General features: G+C 55.8%; 13 protein-coding genes and 1 pseudogene. 10 read left to right on the top strand and 4 right to left on the bottom strand.

What is annotated here, in order from left to right:
- The first annotated feature begins 30 nt into the window (after positions 1-30).
- The 3 genes from RGM2987_RS23620 to RGM2987_RS23610 all read left to right on the top strand — a co-directional run bounded on the left by RGM2987_RS23620 (position 31) and on the right by RGM2987_RS23610 (position 10,871).
- Positions 31-9,345: a hemagglutinin repeat-containing protein gene (locus tag RGM2987_RS23620; RefSeq protein WP_245145213.1), complete on the top strand. Its 9,315-nt coding sequence runs from the start codon at positions 31-33 to the stop codon at positions 9,343-9,345.
- A 15-nt stretch (positions 9,346-9,360) separates the two neighbouring features.
- Positions 9,361-9,816 carry a hypothetical protein gene (locus tag RGM2987_RS23615; RefSeq protein ID WP_245145212.1) on the top strand — a complete coding sequence of 152 codons (456 nt, stop codon included), beginning with the start codon at positions 9,361-9,363 and terminating at the stop codon, positions 9,814-9,816.
- Positions 9,817-10,295: 479 nt separating this feature from the next.
- Positions 10,296-10,871, top strand: coding sequence for a hypothetical protein (locus RGM2987_RS23610; RefSeq protein ID WP_245145211.1), 576 nt, complete (start codon positions 10,296-10,298; stop codon positions 10,869-10,871).
- A 48-nt stretch (positions 10,872-10,919) separates the two neighbouring features.
- On the opposite strand, the gene RGM2987_RS23605 is transcribed toward RGM2987_RS23610, so the two are convergent.
- Positions 10,920-11,192 carry a hypothetical protein gene (locus tag RGM2987_RS23605; protein ID WP_245145207.1) on the bottom strand — a complete coding sequence of 91 codons (273 nt, stop codon included), beginning with the start codon at positions 11,190-11,192 and terminating at the stop codon, positions 10,920-10,922.
- A 356-nt stretch (positions 11,193-11,548) separates the two neighbouring features.
- Between RGM2987_RS23605 and RGM2987_RS23600 the strand changes: the two are divergent.
- Both RGM2987_RS23600 and RGM2987_RS23595 read left to right on the top strand, forming a co-directional pair.
- Positions 11,549-17,338, top strand: a pseudogene (locus RGM2987_RS23600) (hemagglutinin repeat-containing protein); the annotation flags it as partial.
- Positions 17,338-17,766: a hypothetical protein gene (locus RGM2987_RS23595; RefSeq protein ID WP_245145210.1), complete on the top strand. Its 429-nt coding sequence runs from the start codon at positions 17,338-17,340 to the stop codon at positions 17,764-17,766. The pseudogene RGM2987_RS23600 and the gene RGM2987_RS23595, both read left to right, overlap by 1 nt.
- On the opposite strand, the gene RGM2987_RS23590 is transcribed toward RGM2987_RS23595, so the two are convergent.
- The 3 genes from RGM2987_RS23590 to RGM2987_RS23580 form a co-directional block, all read right to left on the bottom strand.
- Positions 17,757-18,305 carry an RNA 2'-phosphotransferase gene (locus RGM2987_RS23590; protein ID WP_245145209.1) on the bottom strand — a complete coding sequence of 183 codons (549 nt, stop codon included), beginning with the start codon at positions 18,303-18,305 and terminating at the stop codon, positions 17,757-17,759. The genes RGM2987_RS23595 and RGM2987_RS23590 overlap by 10 nt on opposite strands.
- Positions 18,306-18,985: 680 nt before the next feature.
- A complete protein-coding gene (locus RGM2987_RS23585) occupies positions 18,986-19,564 on the bottom strand; it encodes a transposase (RefSeq protein ID WP_245145208.1) in 579 nt (192 codons plus the stop codon).
- A gap of 411 nt (positions 19,565-19,975) precedes the next feature.
- Positions 19,976-20,248, bottom strand: coding sequence for a hypothetical protein (locus RGM2987_RS23580; RefSeq protein WP_245145207.1), 273 nt, complete (start codon positions 20,246-20,248; stop codon positions 19,976-19,978).
- Positions 20,249-20,822: 574 nt separating this feature from the next.
- On the opposite strand from RGM2987_RS23580, the gene RGM2987_RS23575 reads away from it, so the two are divergent.
- The 5 genes from RGM2987_RS23575 to RGM2987_RS23555 all read left to right on the top strand — a co-directional run bounded on the left by RGM2987_RS23575 (position 20,823) and on the right by RGM2987_RS23555 (position 26,526).
- Positions 20,823-22,304: a leucine-rich repeat domain-containing protein gene (locus RGM2987_RS23575; RefSeq protein ID WP_245145206.1), complete on the top strand. Its 1,482-nt coding sequence runs from the start codon at positions 20,823-20,825 to the stop codon at positions 22,302-22,304.
- Positions 22,305-22,739: 435 nt separating this feature from the next.
- The gene (locus tag RGM2987_RS23570; protein ID WP_245145205.1) at positions 22,740-23,732 is read left to right on the top strand and encodes a hypothetical protein; all 993 of its coding nucleotides are present in this window, start codon (positions 22,740-22,742) and stop codon (positions 23,730-23,732) included.
- 1 nt (position 23,733) lies between these two features.
- Positions 23,734-24,366 (top strand): DUF2997 domain-containing protein, encoded by a 633-nt coding sequence (locus RGM2987_RS23565; protein WP_245145204.1) that lies wholly within the window; start codon positions 23,734-23,736, stop codon positions 24,364-24,366.
- A complete protein-coding gene (locus tag RGM2987_RS23560; protein WP_245145203.1) occupies positions 24,367-24,888 on the top strand; it encodes a 4Fe-4S single cluster domain-containing protein in 522 nt (173 codons plus the stop codon).
- A gap of 27 nt (positions 24,889-24,915) precedes the next feature.
- Positions 24,916-26,526 (top strand): AAA family ATPase, encoded by a 1,611-nt coding sequence (locus tag RGM2987_RS23555; protein WP_245145202.1) that lies wholly within the window; start codon positions 24,916-24,918, stop codon positions 26,524-26,526.
- Positions 26,527-26,675: the final 149 nt, after the last annotated feature.

Raw genomic sequence — 26,675 nt, 5'->3', positions numbered from 1 at the left:
CTTTAAATGTTGCTGCAACGAGACTTGATCATGGACGACCGCCGATACGCACCTTCCGCCGCTTTGCAAACCCGCGACCTGTTCTGGGGCATGCCCAAGCGCGGCCTGGCGTTCCTGTTGGCCAACGTCATGTTCTGGCAACCGATGTGGGCCCAGGCCGACGGCATCGTCGTCAGTGCGCCGGGCACCAGCCTCGGCCAGGCGGGCAATGGCGTGCCGGTGGTCAACATCGCCAGGCCCAACGGCAGCGGCCTGTCCCATAACCAGTTCAAGGACTACAACGTCGGCAGCAACGGCGTGATCCTCAACAACGCCACCAACTCCGCGCAATCCACGCAACTGGGCGGAGTCATCCTCGGCAACCCGAACCTCAACGGCACGGCCGCCAAGGTCATCCTCAACGAAGTCAACGGCGGCAACCCCAGCCAGTTGCGCGGCTACACCGAAGTGGCGGGGCAGTCGGCCCATGTCATCGTCGCCAACCCCTATGGCATCAGCTGCAATGGCTGCGGGTTCATCAATACTCCGCAGGCAACGCTGACCACCGGCAAGCCGATTATTGAAAACGGTCAGCTCAGCCGCTATCAGGTGGACCAGGGCAGTGTTGCAATCGAAGGCGCTGGCCTGAACGCCAACAACGTCGACCGCTTCGAAATCATCACCCGCAGCGCCAAGATCAACGCCGAGATCCAGGCGAAAAACCTGACCATCGTCGCCGGGCGCAACGACGTCAACGCCGCCACCCTCAACGCCACCGCACGCGCCGACGACGGCAGTGCCAAACCGGAACTCGCCATCGACTCCTCGGCCCTGGGCGGGATGTACGCCGGCGCCATCAAACTGGTGGGCACCGAGGCCGGTGTCGGGGTGAAGCTGGATGGCAAACTGATCGCCAGCGGCGGCGACATCCAGCTCGATGCCAATGGGCATTTGAGCTTGGCCCAGACCGCTGCTGCCGGTGCTGTCAACGTCAATGCCGCCAGCGTCGACGCCCAGGGACCGGTCTACGCCGGCACCGCGTTGACCGTGAAAACTCCGGGCAACCTGACCAGCCAGAACAACCTGGTGGCCCGCGACAGCATTCACCTGGACAGCGGTGGCACCCTCAGCAACAACGGGATCATCGAAGCCGGGGTCAATGCGGATAACAGCCGCAATGCTTCGGGTGACGTCACCCTCACCGCCAAGCAACTGAACAACGCAGGCAAAACGGTCGCTGCCAGCCGCGACCTGACGGTCACCACGACGCAGGCGTTGAACAACCAGGGTGGTACGCTCAGTGGGCAGCGCAAGGCCACGGTCACCGCCAAGGTTGTGGATAACCGCAACAAAGGTCGGATCCTAGCCGACAGCGAACTGCAACTGAACGCGGACCAAGTGCTGAATGCCCAAGGCGGACTGGTCAACAGCCAGGGCACTCTGAATGCCCGTTTGGGCCGGCTGGACAACACCGCCGGCGAACTGTCGAGCCTGGACAGCGCGACGCTGATCCTCGGCAGCCTGGACAACCTCACCGGCCTGGTGATGGCCGGCAAAACCCTCGACATCACCAACACCGGCGCCCTCGATAACCGGGGCGGCGAGTTATCCAGCCAAGGCGTCATGACCGTGCGCACCGGCAGCCTGGATAACCGCAGCAAAGGCACCGTAGCCGCCAATGGCAAGCTGCTGGTCAGCGCCTCCGGCCAGGTCAACAACGCCGACCAGGGTTTGATTGCCAGTCGCAATGACGAACTGACGCTCACTGCCGCCAGCCTGACCAACGCCAAGGGCACGCTGCAAGGCAAGGGCCTGGTCAAGGTGGATATCGCCGGCGACCTCGATAACCAGGGCGGCAACATCATCGCCCAGGACGCCAACCTGCAGGTCTTCGCCAATAACCTGGATAACCGTGGCGGCGTGCTGTCCAGCGTCAAGGCCGCGCTGGAGGCGCGCGCTACGGGCGTGCTGAGAAACGGCGAAGACCCGGATCACCAGGGCGGCACGATCCAGGCCAAGGGCCTGACGATCAAGGCCCTCGCCGGGCTGTTCAACGACGGCGGGCGCATTGCGGCGCAAGCTGGCGATGCCGTGCTCGATACCGGCAGCGCGAGCTTCGACAATACTCGCGGCGGCCTTTATGCCAGCGGCAAGGTGAAGGTCGATGCACTCAATCTGGACAACAGCAGTGGCCAGATCAGCGCGGGACAGATCGACCTCAACCTCAACGGCGCGCTGAACAACACCCTGGGCATCATCGAGGGCGACAGCAGCCTGGACGTCCTCGCGGCGAGTCTCGTCAACCACAACGGCCAATTGCGCACCCTGGACCAGGACAGCACCACCGTCTTCTCCATCGGCGGCCTGTTCGACAACAGCAACGGCACCCTGGAAACCGCCAGCCGCGACGTTGGCTTCACCCTCGGCGGCCTGAACAATCAGCACGGCAACCTGCTGCACGCGGGGGCGGGCGCGTTTGGCCTGAACCTGACCCAACTGGGCGACGCCGGTGGTCGCTTGATCACCAACGGCTCCCTCACGCTCGACGCCGACCGCTGGACCAACAGCACGTCGATCCAGGCTGGGCACCTGACCGTCAACGTTGATCACTTCACCCAGACCGCCACCGGCCAATTGCTCAGCGCCAACAGTTTTACCGGCCGCGGCGTCGACTGGCGCAATGACGGCCTGATCGGCAGTGACGGCCTGATCGATGTCCAACTCACTGGCCAATACGAGAGCAATGGGCGCCTGAGCAGCCTGGGCGCGCTGGGCCTCAAGGCCGCGCTGATCAATCTGGAACAAAACGCCAGCGTTGCCGGCGGCGCGGCCACGACCGTGCATGCCGATGGCCTGCTCAACAACTACGGCCGCCTGACGTCAGCGACTGGTATGAGCGTCACGGCACAAGGCATCAACAACCTGGGCACGTTGGGCAGCGGCGAAGCGCTGTCCGTGACGACCGGCGCGCTGCGCAACGAGCAAGGCCTGATCGTCAGCGGCGCCGACATGGCCCTGAAAGTCGATAGCCTGACCAACGTTGACGCCGACATCTACAGCCTGGGCAACCTGCGTATCGACCGTGACGGCCTCGGCGGCTTCGCCTCGCGTATCGTCAACAGCTCGGGCACGCTGCAAAGCGATGGCAACATGAGCGTGGCCGCCAGCACCATCGAGAACGTGCGAAGCGTACTCACCACTAACGATGCTGGCATCTACACCGCCTCGATCAGGGAAGTTGCCTGCATCGAAGGGGTCAACGCTGGCGATTGCAGCGGCGGCAAGGAGAACCACGTCTGGCAGATCGTCCAGCGCGAAAAGCTTGAGGTGACCGACGCCAGCGCCGCTTCCAGCATCACCACCGGCGGCAACCTGAATATCCAGGCCGGCGACCTGACCAACCGAAGCAGCAGCATCGGCGCGGGCGGTACACTCACCGCGAATCTCGTCAGCCTCAACAACATCGGCATCGAAACCCACGACACCGAAACCTCGCGCACCTTTGTGTCCGAGCGCACGCGCAGCCCCGGTGGCTGGCGTACCCTCGCCAACAACTTCACCAACAAGTACTGGCTCCAAAGCCCGGGCTACAACGCCAACGACCTCGGCGGCCTGGAAGCGGCCATGAGTCGCTTCATCGGCACCACCGAACGCGAACTGACTCAGTTCGGCAGCAGCCGGGCCCTGTCCAGCGACACTCAGACCTACGCGGCCATCATCCAGTCCGGTGGGGCGGTCGACATCCGCACCTCGGGCACCGCCAACAACGGCGTGGTCCGTGGCGGCTACCACTACGTCGGCGCCGGCCCGCGCACCGACACCAACGCCGATGGGAAATTCTCGACCCTCGTCACCGTCAACCGCCAGCTCCCACCGGACCTCGCCCAGCAACAAGTCAACCCGGTGACCCTGCCCGGCTTCGACCTGCCCACCGGCCAGAACGGCCTGTTCCGCCTGAACGAAGGCACCGGCACCCCGACCTCAAGCAGCGGCCTGAGCCAAGTGCGCGGCCTGCCAGACCGCTCGTTCCAGACCAACCCGCAGAAATACCTGATCGAAACCAACCCGGCCCTGACCGACATCCGCCGGTTCATGAGCTCGGATTACCTGCTGAGCAACCTCGGCTACGACCCGGACATCGCCGCCAAACGCCTGGGCGACGGCTTCTACGAACAACGCCTGATCCAACAGGCCGTGATCGCCCGCACCGGCCAACGCTTCCTCGACGGCCAGACCTCCGACGACGGCATGTTCAAGTACCTGATGAACAACGCCATCGCCAGCAAGGACACACTCAACCTGGCCTTGGGCGTCAGCCTGACCAGCGAACAAGTCGCCGCCCTGACCCACGACATCGTCTGGATGGAAACCCAGACGGTGAAGGGGCAACAGGTGCTGGTGCCGGTGTTGTACCTGGCGAATGCCAATCATCGGTTGGCGGCGAATGGGGCGTTGATCCAGGGCAGCGACGTCAGCCTCATCGCCGGTAAAAATCTCAACAACGCCGGCACCTTGCGCGCCTCCAGCAACCTGACGGCGCGGGCTAATGACAGCCTGGTCAACAGCGGTCTGCTGGAAGCAGGGAATCGACTGGATGCGCTGGCGAGCAACAACCTGACCAACCGGGCCGGCGGGGTGATGGCTGGGCGGGATGTGAGTGTGGTTGCGGTGGCTGGGGATGTGACGAATGAACGGACGGTGACCCGTCACGCCAGCAGCACCGGCTACATGACGGAGCAACGGGGTTTTGCTGATAGCGCGGCGCGGATTGAGGCGGGTCGCGATCTCAGCGTTGGGGCTGGGCGGGATGTGGCCAATGTCGGTGGTGTGCTCAAAAGTGGCAACGACGCTACGTTGCGTGCAGCCCGAAACCTGACGATCAGCGCCGCCGAGCAATCGGACAGCCACACGCGCGGCGCTAATCATCGCGACTCGAACATTACTCAACTCGGCTCCACGGTCACCGTCGGGCGCGACCTTCAAGCCAACGCAGGCGGCGATCTCAGCGTTGTCGCCAGCCAGATCGACGCCAAGCGGAATCTGGTGATGGCGGCCACGCACAACTTGACCCTGGCGCCTGCTGCGAATGAACAGCATGCCTTCGGCCAGAGCAAGAAGGTCAGGAGCGTAGAGGACCATGTCCAACAAGTTTCCACCACACTCAAGGCGGGCGGGGATGCCACGTTGAGCGCGGGCCGGGACCTGACATTGGTGGGGAGTACCGTCAACGCGGACAATGAGGCTTACTTGGTGGCGGGCAGCAACCTTGCCCTGAAGTCCGCCGAAAACCAGGACTACAGCTTCTACAGCAAGACCAAGAAGACCTCGACGAGCAAGAAGTTCCGCCTCGATGAAACGCAGAGCACCACCAACGTCGGCAGCCTGGTCAGCTCCGGCGGCAACAACACGTTGGTCGCGGGCGAAAATCTGTTGCTGGCGGGTAGCGCCGTAACGGCCGACAAAGGCGCGGCGAAACTGGTCGCCGGCAACGATATACAAGTGCTCGCCGCAACCGACTCCGACGGCGCCCGCCATGAGCGCAAGCAAAGCAAAAGCAGTTGGGGTGGATTCAAGTCGAGCAAAGTCCAGGACAAGGTCGACGAGAAACGCACCACTGCGGTGGGCAGCATTGTCTCGGGCGAGACCGTTACCGTCGCGGGCGGGCAGGATGTGAAGGTCACGGGCTCGTCGCTGGTCAGTACCGGCGACCTGGCCGTGCAGGCCGGGCGGGACCTGACCATCGATGCCGCGCAGAACACTTTCTCGCGCACCGATATGCACAAGGAAAAGAATCGTGACCTGACGGGGGTGTTGACGGGCAACAAGCTGGGCGTGGATGACATGACTGGCAATCAGCATTTGTTTATCAACAGTCAGAAGCACAATGGCACGGCTGACGAAACCACCTTGACGGGCAGTACGGTGGGTTCCAGCGCTGGAAACGTGACGTTGACGGCTGGGCGTGAGTTGAGTGTGGTGGCCAGTGATCTGGTCAGTACCAAAAACATGGCCCTTACCGGCTCCAATGTGACTATCAAGGCAGGCGCTGAAACAGCGCGGCAAACCACCGAGGACAGCTCTAAAAGCTTGGCGGTAGGACGTGTGATCGGTGGTGCGGTGGTTGACACTGCAAGAAGCATTCGAGACTCGTACAACGCCGCCGAGAATGCAGATGACCCTCGGCTCAAGGCGGTAAAAATCGCCCAGGCCGCTCTCGCGTTTTACAACCTGGGTGGTCAGGCTTCGGATGCAAATGGGCAGAGCACCGGGTTTAAAAACAAGCAAGGTGGCACCCCTAGCAACGGCTCATTGATCAAAATTGGTACTGAACTGGCCAATACGCGTAGCAAAAGCAGCAGCGAGTACAGCAGCCTGACGGCGAAGCAGAGCACGCTTAACGCGGGTCAGGAGCTATCAATTGTCGCCACTGGGGAAGCGGCGGGGACCCTGGGTGATGTCCAGATAACCGGTAGTAGCCTGAAGGCTGCTAACACGTTGTTGCTGGCAAAAAATGATGTGCTGCTGCAAAGCGCCCAGGACACCGTCGACCGCAAAAACGACGGTTCCAGCAACAAAACGGCCATTGGTGCCAGCTTCAACATTGGTGAGCAGAACGGTTTTACCTTGGACCTGGGGGCCCAAGGTGCCAAAAACATGGGTAATGGCAAATCAGTTACCCAGGTCAATACCACGCTGGATACCGGATTACTGTTGTTGCAAAGCGGTCGCGACACCACTCTAGAGGGTGCGCAGGTCCGGGCGGATACCATCAAGGCGTCGATTGGCGGCAATTTGAATATCCTTTCTCGTCAGGACACTGAGTCGTCGAAGAGCAAGCAAAGCAGTGGCGGGTTCGGTGCGAGCATCTGCGTTCCGCCATTCTGCTACGGCTCCATGGTGGCGGGATCGGTAAATGCTGCCGCCGCCAAAATGAACAGCAATTACCAAGCCGTGACCGACCAGAGCGGGCTGTTTGCCGGCGCTGGCGGCTACGACATCAATGTGGGCAAAACCACGACCTTGCAGGGCGCTGTGATTGCCAGCGAAGCGTCAGCGGACAAAAACCGTCTCAGCACGGATCGTTTGAGTGTCAGTGACATCAAGAACACCAGTGAGATCAAGAGTCAGTCTGCGGGTATAGCCATCTCGGGCAGTACCGGTGGCGGTCCTTCATTGGGTGGCAGTATTCCAGTCGCGCTCAAGGAGGATGACCATAGCTACACCCGTAGTGCTGTCAGCGAAGGCACGATCGTTGTTCGTAACCCCGAGGGCGCTAACGACCTGGTGGGGCTCAATCGTGATACGGCCAATGCCAATCAGAAGCTGGACAAGCCCGATGAAGAAGCCATGCAGGAGCGTATCGACCTGATTCAAAGCTCGGCGCAACTGGCCAGTGGCGTTATCAGCACGGTGGCGAAGGCTAAGGCCGATGAGGCTAAAAAGCTCGGACAGGAGGCAAAAGCACAAGCAGACGCTGGCTCGCCGGGTGCCGAATCAGCAGCTCGGGCGGCTGAGGTTGCCAGTGTAGAAGCGGCGCGTTGGCAGGTTGGCGGTGACAAGAAACTGATGGCAGACATTGCTTCAGGATTGATTGCCGCGGGGCTGGGTGGCGCTACGGGGGCGACTGCGGTTGGTATCGTTGCAAATACCGCCTCCAGCGATATCTTCCACAAAATTGGTGATTACGCCCAAGCGCGTGCGACCGACCCGAAATCGGATGCAGCTACCAGAGCCGCTTGGGCGGAGGGTGGCGCGGCGCGGGTGATGCTGCATGCATTGGCTGGGGCTGCGATAGGGCTTTCCAGTGGCAATGTGCAAAGCGGTGCGCTTGGGGCTGGCACGTCAGCAGCGCTGATGCCCTACATTGGCAAAGCCCTAAGCGGCACGGCAATGACGGATGCCGACCAAGATACCCTTGCTTCGCTGATTGCGGCGGGGGTCGGGGCGACGGTTGGATCGAATAAGGGCACTAGCGGCTCGGTCGTGGCGGGAGGCACGGCTAATGGCGTTGAGGCCTTTAACCGACAGTTGCACAAGCAGCAAGAAATCCCTGTTCTGGAGAAAAAAGCTGAGGAACTGGAGAAAACCTTAGGCCAATCAGGTTCGAGTTCTCGCTGGATAGATCTGTTGATGATCGCGGCGGGTGGCAGCGTCGATGCGGCTGACGCTGCACGATTGGAGGCATTGTTTCAGCAGTCTCAAGGAAATGACCCGGAATCCCAGCGTTTCACTGAGGATCTAAATATCGCCAAAGGCGTTGTCGCTCAATTGGCGGCACAGAAAATCCCGCTGACGTGGAGCAACGGAAGTCAAATTATCGCGAATGGCGAAAAAGTTTTTGCATTCGCCGCAACCGAGAAGCAATTCAATGACTCAACACTGTTCAACGCGGCGGGGTTGTATGGTCCCGGAGCTGTGTACGAGCAATGGCGTCAGTACGGGCAGGAACAGACAAGTCAGCATTCAGGTGAACTTACAAAGCTGTCGAGCTATGACTCGAATGTAGAGGCAGCTGCGCAGAGACTGTCGGTTTTGGCCGGGAAAGGAATCGTAACCATTTCGCCGGAACTGGATGCGGCGATGCTGGTTATGCCTGGTGCCAGGGCTGCGAAGACGGTGCTTGAGACAGTCTTGGAGAGAATGGCTGTTAAAAAAGCGGCAGGATTGGAGGCGGAGGCGGGTGTTGATGTTGGGGCAAAAGGCTTAACGCCTAGTCGTGGGTCATTTAATGAGCAGAACTTTACGCTTAATGGCCAAGCGCAGTTTGTTGAAAGCCGATTTATCCAACTGAATACTACTGTGCGTCTTTCGGAGGACTTTACGCTTAACACAGGTGTTATCGTTCCTAAGGGAAGTGTAGTTACGGTTAGTGATGATGTCATGAAAATAGTTGAGCCTAGTGGTGCTAGCTCAATTAAATCGTACAATAAAAATATCGCTCAGCCATTAATGTTAACCGACAGCGGGGCGAAAACCTTTACACTGGACGATGTTCGCAATCTGAGTGGTCGGGAGAAATGGGAGGCCGGAGAAACTTACGTTCAAGAGCTTTACGGGTCGACAGGTCAACGATACTATCCGGTCCCAGGTACCGGCGGGCGCTATGTCGATGCTCCTGTAGATATGCCCAATGGCACTATTGCCGCAAATGAGGTTAAGACGTACCAGCGGGTTATAAGCTCTACGGGAAACCTGAATGAAGTACCGCTCTCTGAAAAAATCTACGCCCAGATCGAGAAAGATCTTTATCTTCGAGATGCCGTTAAGGGTTATGAGCCAAAATGGATATTTTTAGAAGCACCACCCGCGAAAGAACTCTCGAGAATTCTGCAGCTGAACAAAATTGATATAATTATTCACAAGTGATTGTTGAGGTGTGTGATGGTTAAAGCTGGCGAAACACCGGGAAGTCTACTAGCACGACGTGTCGCTGGATTTGATTTGTTCAAAGCGGAACGCATGCCGGTACTTCATGATTTTTGTAAGAGCTTGGGGTTTGATGAACCACACGAAGTGCTGAATCGGCCTGAAAAATTTCTGTCTACGTTGGATAGTGGCTTTATGAACGCTGTTATCAGTGAAGAGAATAGGGTTTGGCTCATCACTCGCATGGGGTATTACATTGGGGAATACCTAGTGTGTCTCTACGACGGCCTCTGGTTGGTTGATAAAGATCCATCGTCACCAACATTTGCTAAGTATGTGGTTGGAGATTTTTCGTTTGATGGAGTTGTTGCCCGGGTTGTTGATCCATTTGAAATGGCTCAGTGCTATGTGGATACACCTGTACCGCGTTTCTTGAAACAAGAAATCGAAAAGAAGCTGGTAAGAAAATAGATGGGAGCATAAATTGTGTTTCTTGAGCGTATTTTTTTACAAGAAAAAATTGGCATGTTAACCCTGTTGCATAAGTTGGTATTTTGTTGTTTTTTTGCGCAAAGAAGACTTTAAGGAGAAAACGGTCAGATCACGATTTTTTCGAATGGCTAGTTAATTTGGAATTCGCAGATAAAATGAGGGCATTCGCAAGTAGTAAATTTCTTAGATGGATGAAAGGGGGTGAATTTGAATGGCGCTTGCTCAATGTGTTTGGCATGCCTTGTTTCCTGATATCTGCCCTTGCTGATCGACGTGATTTGGTCAGTAAGGGGAGGCCTGAGGTCTTCGTTTTATCGTTCGTAGTTCGACACAGTCAGGTAGGTCAGGCTAGGCTCTGCTTTCATTAATAACAAGATTTTGAAAACTTGCACCTTGTTCTAGCATCGCTGTACATATTCCACGGTCCTCTGATTTTCAAGTTTTGCAGGGAAGTAATCATGAAGAAAATCATATTTATAGTTCTAGCCGTGGCTCTGGCAGGCTGTCATTCAAACGTCAGAGACTCTTCACCAAGCCTGCTCAAGGACGGTGTCCAGTTGCAGCAAACCAAGGTCGTGGCTGACGCGGATCATGCCAAGGTCATCATGAAGTCGACAGGGTTCCCTCACCCCGTGCAGTTTTCCGTGCGGCGCAGTTCTGACACTGATCAGCGTGCCGAGATATTGGGGACAGTAGTTGACTCCGGCCGTGGCAAGGTATTCGGCTGGATCGCCAAAATGAACGAGGTGACCAACAGCGCAGCCGTCAAACGCTTCCCCCAGTTGGAAATGCAGGTTGATCCTGGGCAGACAGTTGAAGTGATCGGTGAGTCGCGGGTCTACGATTCGAACTACTATCGCTATACCGAGCGGGTTGTTTATGCGTGTGGCCCGATGATTTCTACCTTCAAGCCGGAGAAGCAAAAGGTTTACCTGGTGGAGTTCGTGATCATCGGGGCAGGTTGTGAGCAGCATGTCTACGATGTCACGCAGCCGCAGGAGCGTATTCCCGTCCCGAGCGCATCTGGCCTCTGATTCGATTTGTGAGCGCGAAACGGGCGGCCCACAAGCCGCCCGTTTTCTTCACTCCGCTGCCTGCGCCCGCAAGCGTCTCCCAAGCACATCCATCACATCACACCCATCGCGTAGCGATATCGTGAGCAATTTGCAAAAGTCGGAAAGCACCAAGGTATCGGAGCTCATATCCGAGCGGAAGGCGATGTTTTCCAGTAGCTGCGTCACGGTGCGGATGCGGTAGTCGGCGGTTTCGAAGAGGACGTCGAGTGGGGCTTCGGTGTCGATCAGCAGGGTTGCTGGGGTAATGTCGATGCCGGTGATGGGCATATATCGGTTCATGTTTTGGCTCTCTATTTAAGTGGATGCCGTCACTCAAACGTCGCCAAACGATGGGGTGACAGCTGTACGCAGGTTGGCGAACCGGCAATAGAGAACCGGCAGACCCTAGGGTCTCCCGCGCACAGCCGCCATAGAACGACTTTGCGGGTGCACAAGCGACTGCAAAAAAGCCATCAGCTTGCGCATTCTCTAGTGTCAGGTCGCCAAACCTGAATCGCCATTTGGGCGACGGGCGGACTATAGACTCCATCCTTCGGATGCTGCAAGGCGCTTGTCTCTGAGGGGCGCGTAGGATTTCTATGAGGATCGCGGGTAGTCGTCCGCCATGGCCTTGGGCATAAACCCTATCGGCTGATGTCGGCACCGGCCCGCGCACCGACACCGATGGGAAATTCTCGACCCTCGTCACCGTCAACCGCCAGCTCCCACCGGACCTCGCCCAGCAACAAGTCAACCCGGTGACCCTGCCCGGCTTCGACCTGCCCACCGGCCAGAACGGCCTGTTCCGCCTGAACGAAGGCACCGGCACCCCGACCTCAAGCAGCGGCCTGAGCCAAGTGCGCGGCCTGCCAGACCGCTCGTTCCAGGCCAACCCGCAGAAATACCTGATCGAAACCAACCCGGCCCTGACCGACATCCGCCGGTTCATGAGCTCGGATTACCTGCTGAGCAACCTCGGCTACGACCCGGACATCGCCGCCAAACGCCTGGGCGACGGCTTCTACGAACAACGCCTGATCCAACAGGCCGTGATCGCCCGCACCGGCCAACGCTTCCTCGACGGCCAGACCTCCGACGACGGCATGTTCAAGTACCTGATGAACAACGCCATCGCCAGCAAGGACACACTCAACCTGGCCTTGGGCGTCAGCCTGACCAGCGAACAAGTCGCCGCCCTGACCCACGACATCGTCTGGATGGAAACCCAGACGGTGAAGGGGCAACAAGTGCTGGTGCCGGTGTTGTACCTGGCGAATGCCAATCATCGGTTGGCGGCGAATGGGGCGTTGATCCAGGGCAGTGACGTCAGCTTGATTGCCGGTAAGAACCTGACGAATGCCGGGACGCTGCGAGCGTCCAGCAATCTGGTTGCTACGGCGAACGACAGCCTGGTCAACAGTGGGTTGATGGAGGCGGGGAATCGGCTGGATGCGTTGGCGGGGAATGACCTGAGCAACCGGGCGGGTGGGGTTATTGCCGGGCGGGATGTCAGTGTTGTTGCCCGTGCCGGAGATGTGACCAACGAACGGAGCATCACCCGCCATGCCAGCAGCACCGGTTACAAGACCGAGCAGCGGGATTTTGCTGATAGCGCAGCGCGGATCGAGGCGAGTCATGACCTGAGCGTGGGCGCTGGGCGGGATATTGCCAATGTCGGCGGGGTGCTGAAGAGCGGTAACGACACGGCCTTGCGCGCTGTTCGGGATCTGAAGATCACTGCTGCGGAGCAGTCGGATGGCAATGTGCTGGGCAGCAAGTACCGGGATCAGACTATTACGCAGAATGGCTCTAGTGTAACGGTGGGCCGCGAACTGAAGGCGGCCGCAGGGCAAGACCTGAGGGTCGTTGCAAGCAATGTCATCGCCCAGACCAGCCTGGCACTGAGCGCCGGACGCGATATCGCCATCGAATCCGCGGCCAACGAAAGCCATCGCTTGTCCCAGAGCAAACGGGTCAAAAGCAGCAACGACCTGGTTCGCCAGCAGTCGTCGGTTGTTCAGTCGGGCGGCGATCTCAGCGCCACGGCGGGGCAGGACCTGAGCCTGGTCGCCAGCCAGTTGAAAAGCGCCGGGAACGTTGCTCTCGATGCCAGTCGCGACATCAGTCTCTTGTCGGCAAAGGACGAAACAGCCGAGTTCTATTCGAAGAAAAGCAAAGGCTCCTTTGGCCGCAGCAAAAGTGAGCAGCGGGAAAGCTACGCCAGCACCAACGTAGCGTCGGTGGTGGATGCCGGACACGACCTGACCGTCAACACCCACAAGAGCGCCAATGGCGGCATGAGCATCAACGGTGGGCGCGATGTGACAGTCGTGGGCAGCCAGCTCAAGGCCCAGGGCGACCTGATGCTGGGCGGCACGGGCGACATCGCCGTGCTGTCGGGCGTTGAAGAACACGGCGCCTACAGCAAGAAAACCAAATCAGGCTTCCTCGGCTTGTCGAAAAGCGGCAAGAGCGAGCTGAAGACCACCGCTTCCCAGGTCGCCAGCGAACTGGAAGCAGGCAACGACGTGGTAATCGCCGCCGGCAATGACCTGCGTGTGCGGGCCAGTGAAACCACTGCCGGCAATGATGTTGAGTTGCGGGCGGGGTTGGTCAATAAAAACGGCGACATCAATCTCGTTTCTGCCAATGACACGGCCTACAGCAGAACCGAGGAGTACAAGAAGAAAACCGGGCTCTCGGTTTCGGGTGGGTTCTTGTCGTTTGCTTCGGCTAAGGAGGCTGGACGCGAAGCCCAAAGCAGCACCAGCGTGGGCAGCCAGGTGAGCGCCGAGCGAGATGCCGCTTTGCAGGCCGAGCGCGATATCAACGTCATTGGTAGCAGCATCAAGGCCGGTGGCAACGTCAGCTTGGATGCCGGGCGTGATGTGAATGTCCTGGCCGCACAGAACAGCCGTTCCGAGCGTGACTGGGAAAAGAACAAGCAGGCTGGAATCGGTGTGTCTTCGGATGCCAACGGCATCAATTTTTTCGCGGGTGTGGACCGTACCAAAGAGAAAAACCGGCTCGAGCAACAAACCGCTGCCGCCAGCCAGATCAATGCCGGTCAGGATCTGGCCGTCAATGCCAAGCGAGATATCAACCAGACCGGTTCGGACCTTGAGGCTTTTAACGACGTTGACCTCACGGCAGGACGGAACATCAAGATTGACGCTGCACGTGAAACACTGCTGCTTGAGCATCAACGCGAGAGTGAGCGAAACGGTGCGAGCCTGAGCGTCAATCACAACTATGGCCGAACCCGCGATGCCGTCAATGGAGCCGGTCAGGGAGAAGACAACGTCAGTAAGGCGTCAAGCACACTGAGGGCAGTGGACGGCATCTCGCAATTCGTTTCAGGACCTACGTTCGACGCCAAAATCGGCAATAGCAAGCAGAGCTCCAGCCAGCAGATCATCGAACAGACTCGTCGCGCTTCGACATTGAACGCGGGCAACGATTTGAACATTGCGGCCAACAATGACGTTCAAGTCAGCGGCGGACAATTGATCGCCGGTCGCGATATCAATATCGAGGGACGTGACGTCACCCTTGATGCAGCCAAGGGCAGTTATGCCGAAGAGACACGTGAGCGGCAAAGTTGGGGCGGCGTTCATGGCGGAACCAGCGGCGGCTTCAAGATTGGCGTTGGCGGTAGCAACGGAATTGCCAGTGGTGACAGCGAGCAGCAAACGTCTACGGTCACTTCCCTGGATGCTGCGCGTGACGTCAACCTGCGGGCGAGCAACGACCTGAACTTGATTGGCGCCCAGGTCAAGGCTCAGCGTGATATCGACCTGCGAGCCGCCAACAACTTGAACATCCGCGCCGCACAGAACGACAGCGCGAACGACAGCAGCCGCAAGAGCGGTGGCGGGGAAGTGGGCCTCAGCGTCGGTTCTGAAGGCGTCGGCATCTACGCCAGCGTCAATCTGGGTAAAGGCAACCTGGAGCGGGATGCCCAACGGCAACAACAGGCCTATCTGTACGCGGGTAATCGGCTTGGTTTCACCAGTGGCAAAGATACGAATATTGCTGGTGCAGACCTGCGTGGCGATGAAGTCATCGGTCGTGTAGGTCGCGACCTCAATGTTTCGTCATTGCCCGATACGGGCAAGGTCGAAGGCAAGGAATTCGACCTCAGTGTGACGGTAACCGTGGGGCCGGGTGCTGGTGTGAGTGGTTCGGTCGGCTACGGCCAGACCACTGGATCGACCGAATGGGTTGAGCAACAGACCCGCATCACTGGGCAGAACAATGTCGATATTCGTACCGAAAATCACACTCAGCTCGACGGGGCGCTTATCGCTTCGGATACCGGCAAGCTCAAACTCGACACCGGCACGCTGGGCTTCAGCGACATCGCTGGCAAGGACAAGGAGCATGGCTATTACCTGAACGTCGGTGGCAGCTATTCCAAGGGTGGCGGCGGAGCCCAGGACAGTAGCCAGGTTGGCAAGGGCGAAAAGGACAAGAACGGCTGGAGTGTTGAAGGCTGGAACTATGAGAAGGACCGCCAGCAAATCGTACGGGCGACGGTGGGAGCAGGTGACGTCGTCGTTCGCAACGACGCTGGGACTGTCGTCGACTCAACGCAAGGTTTGAACCGCAACGTTGACAACGCCTACGAAATCACCCGCGATGATGAACACCGTACAGACCTCTATGTAAGCAAGTCTTCCGTGACGGCCGTCCTTACGCCGTATGAAACGGCCAAGGAGTGGACCAAACAACTTCGCAGTTATGACGAAACAGCGAAGAGAAATTTCCAGCAAGCCGGCTACGACTTCAACGCGGCGGTCAACAAGATCGAGGCGGGGTTGGGGCGGAAAATGGATGCGAGTGCCTCGGCGATGGTGGGCGTCGATTTCGCCGAAGAGACCATGGAGGCACTGATCATCGGCGGCCTTACGCGTGCGCAGGCCATGAAGACCATGGGGAGCCCAGCGTTTCAGAACCAGGTGTTGGCTGAAGTCGGCCGTCTGGCTGGTGTGGATGTTAAGCAGGTCGAGCAGATCAGCAATGAAATTCAGGCGTCCTCATCTGACACGGGAGCGAGGGATGACTCCGGTTTCGTTCTTCCCCCCACTAAGGTAGAGGCCGACGCTCAAGAGTACAGCCTAGCCCAAGGAATTCTACGTAAAGCCTCGTCGTTCAATAAATACGCCAACGAGCACGAGGACGAGCGGCAAGCAATCTCGATGGTCGTCGCCATGGCGCAAGGCCCCAAAGGGCTGGTGCAGCTGATTGTCATCAACGCAGTTTCTGAAACCAAGCAGGGTAAGGCGCTGTTCGATGAAGTCGAGCAACTCAACGAGACTGTGGGCAAAGGAATCGCAGATGAGATTGAAGACTACGACCTCAAGAAAGAAGACGAAGATGATAAATTCCTGATCGGCGGCGGTCAGTTCATGGCCTCAGTATTGACAGGGGTGCTTTCGAAACGTAGAGGTTCGAAAGAGCCTACGTCAGTGACGGTAGCGGATGGAAAGGGGAAGGTTAGTAATCCAACTGCAGAACCCAAAGGCCCCTGCTGCTTTGCAGCTGGGACGATGGTTTCAACGCCCCAGGGTGACCGAGCCATCGAAACGCTGAACGTTGGCGATGTGGTATGGAGTAAGCCGGAAAAAGGCGGCAAGCCCTTTGCGGCGGCGATCCTCGCTACTCATCAGCGCAGCGACCAACCGATCTATCGGCTCAAACTTAAAAGCGTGCGTCACGATGGTTACGAGCGAGGCGAAACACTGCTGGTTACGCCGAGTCATCCGTTCTACGTGCCTGCCAAACGCGATTTTATCCCCGCTATCGACCTGAAGCCTGGCGACCTGCTGCAATCCCTGGCTGACGGTGAGACAGAAAATACCTCATCGGCAGTCGAGTCGCTGGAGCTTTACGCACCATTCGGTAAGACGTATAACCTGACGGTAGACATCGGCCACACGTTCTATGTGGGAGAGCTCAAGACCTGGGTGCATAACACTGGGCCTTGTGATTTGCCGGAGAGGGGTGGTGGTGCAAAAGGCGCAGGCAGTGCCACACTTCATGCGGCTGATGATATTCGGTTCTCGCAGAATAGCGTTTCATTCAATAAAACTGACCGAGTAACGGGTACAAATTACACATACGACGATTTGGTTCAAAGCATGCGGACTAATGGTTGGAAAGGTGATCCAGTTGACGTCGTTAAAATGCCTGATGGCAAGCTGACTAGTATGGATAACACTCGAATCGCCGCGGCCAGAGAGGCGGGGATTGACGTTAAAGCTAACGTTCGTGGATTTGATGATCCATTGACGCCAGCTATTCAAGAGGCTAGGGGGTGGCAGAGTTTTAATACTTGGGGAGAGGCCATTACTGGTCGTATAAACAAGCAGTCAGGTGGGTTTTCTACTTCCAATCCTCACGGTTCAACAGAGCCACCACGTATTTCTGGAGGCGGTAAATAATGAAGACTTTTTTGTACGATCTTCCAATTTTACCTGATGGTTTTAAATTCCCTATTGATTATTTAGATATGGTTTTAGCTGATGAGTTTGTAGATATAGAGCCTTGGCGGTTTCTATCAAAAGATATGGCGACATCTCTTTTTTATTATAGCTCTATGCTTTTGAAGTTTTCGGGGGCGGCGCTAGTCCCCTTTGCAATTATTCAAGATGAGTCAGGGCTGTATAATGATGGCTGGGTTGTTCTTGCTTGTTTTGATGGGGAGGCCAAGGAAGGCAGTTCATGTGTGCGGATTTATGATTATTCAAAGCCGAAGTTAAGTCCTTGGGATAATTTGGCTTACTCTGGTTTCTCTGAATGGTTTAGTGCTGCCAAAGAAGAGTCTTTCCGATATAAATCTAAGCGAATCGAAGATAAAGGCTATACCTGATGTATGAAAAAATTGGGGACATGGTCCGTTAACCATACATCGTTCTCAGCCTGAAAAAATTTGAAGCCCTGTTGGTGCATTCGGAGGGCTTCAACTTTTAGCACCACAGGCTTTCCATATCGCTGTCCGACAGCTACGGCTGTGGTCATGTCTTGTGATAAATGCACATGATGGCGAGAGCCTGCAATTAATCCTTGTTGCTGAATTGACTCTAGAAAGCGAGTTGCAGTTCCGTGGTACAAAAACTCGGGGGGCTCTTTCTCAATGTGTTGGAGGTCTACACTTCCGTTTGAGTGCCCCTGCACAGCTCGAATGTATTGCGCATCATTAGAAATAGAAAAACGCTTCTTATCGCTGCTGCTAACAATAGACAGAATTAGCTCTCGATCTAAAGTTCGCCCTTCCTTAGCTGCGCCTGCAATTAAACAATCAATTTCTGCCCAACCTTCCGTGTCCAGCTGAAGTCCAATGGAATGCGGCTCATGGCGCAAGATGTAACTTAGGAACTTGCTTGTTTCGTTTAGTTGCTTTTTATTCATGATTGTCCTGCATTTATTTGTCGAATTTTCAGGGGGCATTTGCTTTGGCTGATATCCGGTGCACTTGCGCCAGTGTTTTCAGTTGCTGTTGAACCCTACATGCACCCTGATTGCACTCTTTCTGTATCCTATTTGCAACCTTTCTGCACTCAAGGTGCACCTCTTTTGCACCCACCCTGACGACCTACGGTCTTTCTGCTCAATACGCCCTTTTTCAGCATGAATTTTCGCTCCTTAACAGGAGCAAAATTCGGGAAAGGGGGCCGGGAAAGGGGATACCCATTAGCCGGTCTCAAGTCAAGGTTAAAAGCCACCTCGCCCTGCTGTCTCTAACAGCAGGGTCTACCCTTCTCGAGCCTGTCAGGTTGAACCCGTCGTACCCGTTTTCTCATCAATGGCTACGACCGAGTCGTGCCTGACACCCATATGGATCAAGCGGTAACGATACTTCAAGCACCGCCTTGGCAGTGACCTGCCCCAGAGAAACGTTGGTGCCGCCAATGTGTCCAAAACGTGTCGCAGAACTGTGGCTCGTGCAAATACACGTCCAGTCTCAGCGGGCTCACTTGGCAGACGACCCGGTTACAACATGCTCAGGCGGTGACAGCCGGTCGCCACTCAGATTTTGTGGTTCGCGCCCAGTCCCTTTTTGGTTGACCGGCCATCACCTTAACTCGCCTTCAGGCGAAGCAGCATTTGGCATCGAAAGGCTGTTTCTCCTCCAGGATGTGGTAGCTCGCTCGGGCCAGTTTATGCGCCAGCGCTTTGGTGGCGACCACGGTATTGGTTTTGGCTTTCTTCTTCTCGAAAAAGCGTTTGGCATCCTCGCTGAAACGCCGGGCAAAATTAGCGGCTTCAATAAAGGCCCAGATTAAGTAAGCGTTGCCGTTCTTGGTATTGCCTTCGCCCTTTTTCTTGCCATTGGAGTAATGCGCACTCTTTACACAACGGGCGTAGGAGGCGAAGTTACCTACGTCGGCAAAGCGCTCGATATCTCCCGTCTCCAGCATGATGACCGTAGCCAGCACCTCACCAATTCCAGGCATCGTTTTTAACAATGAAAACTCCGGACGCAGGCGCGCTTCATGTACCAACCGCTCTTCTAAATAAACAATCTGAATTTGCAATGCTTGAACAATGGCAACATTGGCTTTCATTGCCAAAGCCACATCCGTTGGCAGGCCTAGCCTGTCGACGGATGTAGCTGAGAGTCCTTTGACTTCATTGCAGCTCAGCCGTTGGCCGAACTGACGTGCCAAGATGTTTTCGAAAAATATTTCAGTGAGGGTAGTTCATGAATCAGGAAATCAATAAGTGTGTCGTGCGCGCGATCATCGAGATGGCAGTTTTCTTGAGTTCTCCCAAGAAGATGTTGTGAACCCAGATGCGGCTATCCAAGCCCTTGAACAGCTTGCAGCGACTCTTCAAATGTCTGATTTAAAGTCTAGAGAGTCCCTATGTTTGCAATTTAAAGAAGTCTCTGCTGAATATTCCAGCGAGCAGGCAGTGTTCATCGAAACTCTCGGAGAGTAATTGGGGTTGCTTGAGGGATAGTCTAGGGGTATCTGGGGCAGCCCGACGATTATGAGTTGACTGGCAATCGTTCTGTATTTAATCGTGGCCTATTCCAAATAGTCCAAAACGGGCGACCACAAGTCGCCCGTTTTCATTTACTCCGCAGCCTGCGCCCGCAAGCGTCTCCCAAGCACATCCATCACATCACACCCATCGCGTAGCGATATCGTGAGCAATTTGCAAAAGTCGGAAAGCACCAACGTATCGGAGCTCATATCCGAGCGGAAGGCGATGTTTTCCAGTAGCTGTGTCACGGTGCGGATGCGGTAGTCGGCGGTTTCGAAGAGGACGTCGAGTGGGGCTTCGGTGTCGATCAGCAGGGTTGCTGGGGTAATGTCGATGCCGGTGATGGGCATATATCGGTTCATGTTTTGGCTCTCTATTTAAGTGGATGCCGTCACTCAAACGTCGCCAAACGATGGGGTGACAGCTGTACGCAGGTTGGCGAACCGGCAATAGAGAACCGGCAGACCCTAGGGTCTCCCGCGCACAGCCGCCATAGAACGACTTTGCGGGTGCACAAGCGACTGCAAAAAAGCCATCAGCTTGCGCATTCTCTAGTGTCAGGTCGCCAAACCTGAATCGCCATTTGGGCGACGGGCGGACTATAGGCTTCATCCCTCGGAGGCCGCAAGGTGCTTGTTTCTGAGAGCGGCGTAGGATTTTTGTGATGAGGGCGGCAGGTGGTTGCCGCATTGGAGATTGGGATGCGGCCTGACCAGAATATAGGTGGATGGCTTGATATCTTGGGGCTGCTTCGCAGCCCAGCGGGAGCAAGCTCCCTCGCCACGGGGGGGCCGTTTGTGTTCGGCGGCTCCGTGCGTAAAGCAGCGAGCGGGCATCTTCAGCGGGACCGGTTTTTGTGCTTCCCTTATGCACTTATCGAACTCTTCTTGAAAATCGCCGCGTAAGCCGCGCCCGCTCACTTCGGACTCGTGAACAGTGCAGACTGCCAACCGCAACGCCTTGATGACCCGACTCGCCGCTTCACCCGATGACATCGCCACACGGGCGTCACTTTATTGCGAGCTGCTGAACACCGGCGACGCGTCCCTGGACGGCCTGCGTGTCGCCGCCGGCCTCGGCGATCCGGCGGCAAAGTTGGCTATTGCCCAACTGCACACCACCGCCCACCGCAATCGCCCCGGGCCGTTGTTGCCGCAGTTGCGGGGCCTGCCGGTGGACCATGTGGAAATCGATGATGCCGAGCCGCAGTGGCTCGACGCCCTGGCCGGGTTGCCGTTGCGTACCTTGGTGCTCAACAGCCCGAGGTTCAGTTGCGACCCGGAGCTCTGGCGACGGCTGCCAGGCCTTGCTCTCGAAACGCTGGAAATCAGCGGCTTTTCCCGCCATGACAATGCCACCTGCCTACCTTCACTCGAACGGCTGCGCAGCCTGAAGCTGGAAACCTACGGTGACGACTTCGACGACCGTTTCCTCAAGCAGCTCGCCAACAGCCCGCTGCAAGCCTTGTCGCTCAATCGTTGCGATGAAATTTCCGACGACGGTCTTCTCGAACTCTCGCATCTGAAATTGCGCTCTCTCACCCTACAGCGTGCCGGTGAGCTCACTTCGCAAGGCATGGCGCACGTGTGCGGTCATTCGCTGGAACAGCTGTCGATCGAGGGCAGCGGCGCCGTTCTGAAAGATCCGTCCTGGCTCTCCCGCCTGACCGGGCTGCGGTCCCTGAGCCTCGATGACTGTTACGCGAGCGAGGCCGCGGTGCTCGCTATCCGAAGTTTGCCCATCGAGCGGCTTTCGCTTCAATCGGCTTATGTGGGCGAGGAGGAACTGGAAGTACTCGAAGGCATGCCGATTGCGGAACTGGATCTCAAGTCGTCGCGGATGATGATCGAACAGCTCGATGTGCTGCACGGCTTTCCACTCAAGCGCCTGGGGCTTTGCGATGTGCGGGGCGTCTGCGCCGATACGTTGAGCGATCTGCGTGGGTTGGATTTGGAGTCGCTGGATCTCTCGTTGAACGACATCACTTGGAAGGAACTGAAACAACTGGCCGGCCTGCCGCTTAAAAGGCTCAACCTGAGTTTTTGCCAAGGCATCGACGGCAAGACGTTGCGTAAGCTCAGCGAAATGGGGCTGCCGTTGGAGCAACTGGAGATCAGCGGCCTGGACCTGCGCGATGGCGACTTGGCGTGCTTGCGTGACTTGCCGCTGCAACGCCTGGGCTTATATGAGAGCCCTTGGTTGACCGACGCCGGCGTCGCCCACCTTGCGGGGCTGCCGCTACGGGATCTGACGCTTGAAGCCGGCCCGGGGGAGTCGCAACTTACGTCTGCCATGGTGTCGGTGCTGGAGCGGTTGCCGCTGGAAAGGTTGTCGTTGCGTAATTGCTCGAAGGTCAGCGCAGAGGGTTGGGATCGTTTGGCAAGGCTGCGGGCCCACGTGAGCGGCCCCGGCATCTGACGCTCGTCGGCGTATTTGCGCCCTGATAGGAATAGGCCGGGTACGCAGCGCAGATGAAATCCACGAGGCGCGAACCTTGGGGCCACCAAAAGCATAAACCCGTACGTCCGAATCGTCCGGTGGAACTTCCCCAGAAAATGATGTCAATTTGATTGTACACTGCACCAGCAAGCTCATTTTTGGATCAGTCAGCGCTAGGCGATTCCTGACGCACATGGAGAGAGTGATGAGATTTATCATTGCGTTGTTATGTTGAGTACCTACGCTCTGCCGGTTGCGGCAACATCGGCGACGGCGGTCAACGCGCGTACTGCGAAGCCAAAACCAATGGCTAAAGGTTCGGCAACATCAGTGACAACGATCAACGTGCCTTTGGGTAGTGCTACAGCTTTCCCCTCTCTACCCGCTTCTGCACCCATCCTAGAAGGTTTGTGAATGATAAAGACTATCCCGATGTGGAAAATGATGATTGCCATCCACGGTAAGAAAGCGGGGCTTGCAGTACTCGCATCCTTGCCTGTTTTCATCGTTACCGGTGCATGGATGTTTCTTGATGGCCTGCAAAGTGGGCAGAAGCGTCAAGCGGCAATTGGGCTTATTTGTGTGGTTTTTTTCGGTGCATGCACTTTGCTATTTGCACCTTCAAAAAAATATATTCCTGGCAAGACATTTCAGGGTTATCGAAATAAAAAACTCAGCTCAAAGACTGCCGTAAATTACGCCTATGGACTCATTGTTTTTATTGTCGCAGTTTTTTTGATTCTTGCACCGGAGCATGCGTTGAGCGTATTAGCCTCTGGATCTGTAGCCGCCTATAGCTGTTATGCTCTGTCAAAAAGCCTGAAATTTCACGCAGATATCGATTTTGCAACCAATGAATATTTGGCAACCGCACTTGGGTTCCCTGTCGGGGAAAAGATTCTGGTCAGCTACCAGAATTTTGCGAGTGACGAGGTCGCAGTAGGTAGTAATGCTTTTGCCGTAACAGCGACGAAGTTAATCATAGCGTCGTATGATGGGCATCTTTGGAAAAAGCTGTCACGGGATCTGAATCAGATCTCGCGCATTGGCATTGGTGGCAGTGAAAATCAAAATTACTTCGTTAAGTTGCAATTCAATGATGGGGCCGATGTTTTGTTGTGCGTTGGGCTATATGAAAAGCTCACATCAAGCCCCATTTTGGTAATAAGAAGGCTGCTGGAAGCCATTGACGCAAGTCTCCTGGGGGGTAGTGGTGTATCACAGGCAACACCAAGGCGTCGGGTGGTTGTCAACTCTGGAACTCCAGCCCCAACTCCACAAGTTGCTGCGCCTAAGGCCGCGCTTGCATCCATGGCACCTACGCGCAACATTGAGGTCGCCCCTGACGTATTAGTGGCTATCCAGAACGCCGAAGAGGTGGTTCCTGGGCGCAAGCTGGAGCTGTAACATGTCTCACTGTACAAAGTTTGAATTTTCTTATGTAAATGAAGAAGCCATTGTCAAAGCATTCGGCAAGATGGGCCTTAGCCCAACGACTGGTCTGGTTTCCGTCTTTGCCAGCGACTTCAGTAAAAGGGTCTTGAGCAAAATCGGGTACATGGGGCAACAGCAATTCAGGGCTATCTGTGGCCAAACCGCTGATGAGTTCAATCTATTTGTCTGCCAGGTCGAGGAGGGCTCCTACAAACTCCTCATCGAGCGGGAAACCGTTTCCACCGCCGATGAAGCGATAATGGCTGATTTGGCTTTACGCTTTCAGAAAGCGTATATCAGCGTAGCCATCGATGAAACCATCAAGCGCATAGATGCATCCGGTATTCCAGCGAGAGTGAAAGAAAGTCTTCTAGGGTTCGAGGTTGAATTTGGACCCAGTTATGAGTACGGCATCCTTGTCACCTTTACGGGCGATGAAATCACGGAGGAGGTGCATGGCGTGAAAGGCGACATTTGCACAAAGCTTACCGAGGTGCTTGAATCTCTACTTTCCAGTCCTACTGCGGAGCTGGTGACTGAGTGGAAGCCGGAATATACCGTAGTCCACGAAGAGCAAACCCTTCAAGTTCTTAGCGCGAATTTCTAAATGGAAATCAATGTCCACCATATGGAGTTGAGCTGCGTTAACGGCCCCGGGTTGCGCCTGACATTATGGGTGCAGGGTTGTGCGCTGAATTGTAAGGGGTGCTTCAACCCGGGGACCCACGCTGGCGAAGCGAAGACGTTGATGCCTATTGACGAGTTGGCGCAGAAGATCAATGCACTGGGCGTAGTTGGGGTTACCCTCTCTGGAGGTGAGCCGCTCGACCAGGCGCCAGCCTTGGAACAATTGATACATGCCGTCAATGGCGAGAAGAACTGGATACTCTATACAGGCTATACGCCAAAGGAGATATTCCAGAATGAGGCCATGATTCGTGTTGTCAAGGCGGTGGACTTAACGCTGGCGGGTCGGTATCGACAAAACGCGAAACATCCCTATCAGTACAAGCAGATTATCAAGACCAGCGAGAGAGTCGATGTTGACTTTTTTCGTACTAGAAGAGTTGTCGAGTTTGTCGTTTCAAATTCCGGCGTTACCAAAACCGGTCTTCCGGTGTATATATAACTCCGTCCAAACGCAGGGATAACAGGCATGAGCCGTACCAAACAGATAACAGACTACCTTAAGGCGCGTTATGCGATTCTGGTCATTGAATCTTTCGAGGAAGAGCGCGTACTCAATGAAGTTTCTGAAATCGCCAAGGCGCTTAGCCATCGCTTGTTCGTTTGGAACTCGACGCAAGGTGTCCAAATAAATGGCGTCGTGGCAGGGGATAAAACCTATGATTTGAAAATGGCCTTGGACTTTTGCGAAGAGAAGGCGAAAGAGGAGGGCAGCAAAAATATTTTTATTTTTTGTGATGCTCACAACTATCTTGCCTCAAACTCAAATCCTGTCTATCGTCGTCGGCTTCGAGATCTAGCCATCAATATCCGCTCACGTGGGTATCGAAGCAATTGCATTATCGTGGCACCCAGTTTTGAAATTGCCAATGATCTTCAAAAGGAAATCACGTTGATTGATTTTCCTTTGCCTTCAAGAGATGAAGTCAAGGCTCAGATAAATAATTTTGTTAATTCCTGGCAAGGCAACAGCAGCGTCAAGATTGATCTGTCTAGCGAAACCAAAGATAAACTCATTGATGCCGCTTTGGGCCTCACGGGATTGGAAATTGACAATAGCTTGTCTCGTTCGCTGGTCTCCAGCCTGAGTATTAATGAAAATACTGTAAAAGATCTGCTTTCCGAGAAAAAACAAATCATACGTAAGACGGGTATCCTGGAATACATTGATTCGAAGGTAAATCTTGAGGATGTTGGAGGGTTGGCAACGCTCAAGAAATGGCTCCATTTGCGTAGCCAATGTTTTGGGCAGGTGGCTCAGGAGTTCGGTGTAGGAACCCCGAAGGGTTTGCTCTTAACTGGCGTGCCTGGTTGCGGTAAGTCTCTTACAGCGAAATGCGTATCGTCGTCATGGAACATGCCCTTGTTGCGTTTGGACATGGGGAAAATCTTCCAAGGAGTGGTGGGCTCTTCAGAATCCAATATTCGTTCCGCGCTACGGACTGCCGAAGCTATTTCGCCCTGCATCCTATGGATCGATGAAATTGAAAAAGGACTTTCCGGCTCCTCCGGAGGAGCATCTGATGGTGGCACGGCTACACGCGTATTCGGCACCCTGCTGACCTGGATGCAAGAAAAAACGGCGCCGGTGTTTGTGTTTGCTACCGCCAACAACATCAACAGCTTGCCTCCAGAGCTTTTGAGAAAGGGGCGATTTGACGAAATATTTTTCGTTGACTTCCCGTCGACGTTAGAAAGAAAGAAAATTCTTGAAATACATCTGAAAAAATTGAAACGGGACCCGGAAAAATTTGATCTGGAGCGCTTGTCAGCTCTAGGAGGCGAGTCGAATTTTGGTAAGGATATCGTGCTTTCTGGTGCAGAAATCGAAGCTTGGGTCGGAGAGTCGCTGATTGAAGCGTTCTCACGGCGGATGAATGGCTCTGGTGATGCAAGCGATCTGACGATGGCCGATTTTGAAACGACTATTTCGCGTTTAGTACCCATGAGCAAAATGCGCAAAGACGAGTTTACAAAGCTTCGTGACTGGGCAAATCAAAATGCAATTAGCGCTTCGGCTATGGGTGCTGGTCAAAATGATGCGGAAACCCAAATCGGCGGCAGGCAAATTGATTTTTAATCTGCGGTGGGGTACGGCTTTGTTGCGCAGGTTGCGGCTGATGTTCTGGCCGGTAAAAGGGCTGCATGAGCAAACCTGCTGCCCTTGATCGTTGTCAATGGGGTGGCTGGCTGTGCCGGCCTCTTCGCGAGCAGCCCGCTCCCACATTG

The organism is Pseudomonas sp. RGM2987, from assembly GCF_022952855.1.
Taxonomy (GTDB): Bacteria; Pseudomonadota; Gammaproteobacteria; order Pseudomonadales; family Pseudomonadaceae; genus Aquipseudomonas.
The sequence above is the reverse complement of the archived record's forward strand: the minus strand, read 5'-3'. Positions and strand labels throughout refer to the sequence as shown.

What these genes read in the sequence shown, in the direction of transcription:
- RGM2987_RS23620 (WP_245145213.1), top strand. Translation starts at nt 31, where the DNA reads ATGGACGACCGCCGATACGCACCTTCCGCCGCTTTGCAAACCCGCGAC.
- RGM2987_RS23615 (WP_245145212.1), top strand. Translation starts at nt 9,361, where the DNA reads ATGGTTAAAGCTGGCGAAACACCGGGAAGTCTACTAGCACGACGTGTC.
- RGM2987_RS23610 (WP_245145211.1), top strand. Translation starts at nt 10,296, where the DNA reads ATGAAGAAAATCATATTTATAGTTCTAGCCGTGGCTCTGGCAGGCTGT.
- RGM2987_RS23605 (WP_245145207.1), bottom strand. Translation starts at nt 11,192, where the DNA reads ATGAACCGATATATGCCCATCACCGGCATCGACATTACCCCAGCAACC.
- RGM2987_RS23595 (WP_245145210.1), top strand. Translation starts at nt 17,338, where the DNA reads ATGAAGACTTTTTTGTACGATCTTCCAATTTTACCTGATGGTTTTAAA.
- RGM2987_RS23590 (WP_245145209.1), bottom strand. Translation starts at nt 18,305, where the DNA reads ATGAATAAAAAGCAACTAAACGAAACAAGCAAGTTCCTAAGTTACATC.
- RGM2987_RS23580 (WP_245145207.1), bottom strand. Translation starts at nt 20,248, where the DNA reads ATGAACCGATATATGCCCATCACCGGCATCGACATTACCCCAGCAACC.
- RGM2987_RS23570 (WP_245145205.1), top strand. Translation starts at nt 22,740, where the DNA reads ATGATAAAGACTATCCCGATGTGGAAAATGATGATTGCCATCCACGGT.
- RGM2987_RS23565 (WP_245145204.1), top strand. Translation starts at nt 23,734, where the DNA reads ATGTCTCACTGTACAAAGTTTGAATTTTCTTATGTAAATGAAGAAGCC.
- RGM2987_RS23560 (WP_245145203.1), top strand. Translation starts at nt 24,367, where the DNA reads ATGGAAATCAATGTCCACCATATGGAGTTGAGCTGCGTTAACGGCCCC.
- RGM2987_RS23555 (WP_245145202.1), top strand. Translation starts at nt 24,916, where the DNA reads ATGAGCCGTACCAAACAGATAACAGACTACCTTAAGGCGCGTTATGCG.